The sequence below is a fragment of the Corynebacterium sp. HMSC071F07 genome (assembly GCF_001810285.1).
Taxonomy (GTDB): Bacteria; Actinomycetota; Actinomycetes; order Mycobacteriales; family Mycobacteriaceae; genus Corynebacterium; species Corynebacterium simulans.
The window spans coordinates 1-803 of sequence record NZ_KV800682.1; the positions used below are offsets into that span (position 1 = coordinate 1).

Annotated in this window: 1 rRNA gene; it reads left to right on the forward strand. The window is 56.4% G+C overall.

Features of this window, described 5'->3' with window-relative positions:
• Window position 1: 1 nt before the first annotated feature.
• Window positions 2–803, forward strand: a 16S ribosomal RNA gene (locus tag HMPREF2724_RS01295); the annotation flags it as partial.

Consider the following 803-nt stretch of genomic DNA (forward strand, 5'->3'; position numbering starts at 1 on the left):
TTTTGTGGAGAGTTTGATCCTGGCTCAGGACGAACGCTGGCGGCGTGCTTAACACATGCAAGTCGAACGGAAAGGCCTCAGCTTGCTGGGGTACTCGAGTGGCGAACGGGTGAGTAACACGTGGGTGATCTGCCTTGCACTTCGGGATAAGCTTGGGAAACTGGGTCTAATACCGGATAGGACAGCTGTTTAGTGTCAGTTGTGGAAAGTTTTTTCGGTGCAAGATGAGCTCGCGGCCTATCAGCTTGTTGGTGGGGTAATGGCCTACCAAGGCGTCGACGGGTAGCCGGCCTGAGAGGGTGGACGGCCACATTGGGACTGAGATACGGCCCAGACTCCTACGGGAGGCAGCAGTGGGGAATATTGCACAATGGGCGGAAGCCTGATGCAGCGACGCCGCGTGGGGGATGAAGGCCTTCGGGTTGTAAACTCCTTTCGACAGGGACGAAGCTTTTGTGACGGTACCTGTATAAGAAGCACCGGCTAACTACGTGCCAGCAGCCGCGGTAATACGTAGGGTGCGAGCGTTGTCCGGAATTACTGGGCGTAAAGAGCTCGTAGGTGGTTTGTCGCGTCGTCTGTGAAATTCCGGGGCTTAACTCCGGGCGTGCAGGCGATACGGGCTGACTTGAGTGCTGTAGGGGAGACTGGAATTCCTGGTGTAGCGGTGAAATGCGCAGATATCAGGAGGAACACCGATGGCGAAGGCAGGTCTCTGGGCAGTAACTGACGCTGAGGAGCGAAAGCATGGGTAGCGAACAGGATTAGATACCCTGGTAGTCCATGCCGTAAACGGTGGGCGC